This window comes from Bacillus sp. EKM208B, assembly GCF_011800725.1.
GTDB classification, from domain to species: Bacteria; Bacillota; Bacilli; order Bacillales; family Bacillaceae; genus Bacillus; species Bacillus velezensis.
The window spans coordinates 1-460 of the sequence record NZ_JAANHO010000036.1 but is presented as its reverse complement, the minus strand read 5'-3'; the positions used below and the strand labels follow the sequence as shown (position 1 = coordinate 460).

At 54.6% G+C, this 460-nt stretch carries 4 tRNA genes and 1 rRNA gene; all 5 read right to left on the bottom strand.

The annotated features are described in order from the left end of the window. Positions 1-2: 2 nt before the first annotated feature. Positions 3-75 (bottom strand) — tRNA-Val (locus G9F75_RS19725). A gap of 10 nt (positions 76-85) precedes the next feature. Then, positions 86-157, bottom strand: a tRNA-Glu gene (locus tag G9F75_RS19720). A 36-nt stretch (positions 158-193) separates the two neighbouring features. Then, positions 194-284 (bottom strand) — tRNA-Ser (locus G9F75_RS19715). 5 nt (positions 285-289) lie between these two features. Beyond that, a tRNA-Asn gene (locus G9F75_RS19710) sits at positions 290-364 on the bottom strand. Positions 365-373: 9 nt separating this feature from the next. Further along, positions 374-460: ribosomal RNA gene (rrf, locus tag G9F75_RS19705) — 5S ribosomal RNA — on the bottom strand; the annotation flags it as partial.

Genomic DNA, 460 nt, shown 5'->3' with positions numbered 1-460 from the left:
GGTGGAGGATGACGGGCTCGAACCGCCGACCCTCTGCTTGTAAGGCAGATGCTCTCCCAGCTGAGCTAATCCTCCATCATATAAGTGACCCGTACGGGATTCGAACCCGTGTTACCGCCGTGAAAGGGCGGTGTCTTAACCGCTTGACCAACGGGCCCTGGTATTTTTTCGTTTGTTATGTATTAATAATTAGTGGCGGAGAGCAAGGGATTCGAACCCTTGAGACGGGGTTACCGCCTACACGATTTCCAATCGTGCTCCTTCGGCCACTCGGACAGCTCTCCATAAATGGCTCCGCAGGTAGGATTCGAACCTACGACCGATCGGTTAACAGCCGATAGCTCTACCACTGAGCTACTGCGGAATGAAGTCTGCCTGGCGATGTCCTACTCTCACAGGGGGAAACCCCCGACTACCATCGGCGCTGAAGAGCTTAACTTCCGTGTTCGGCATGGGAACG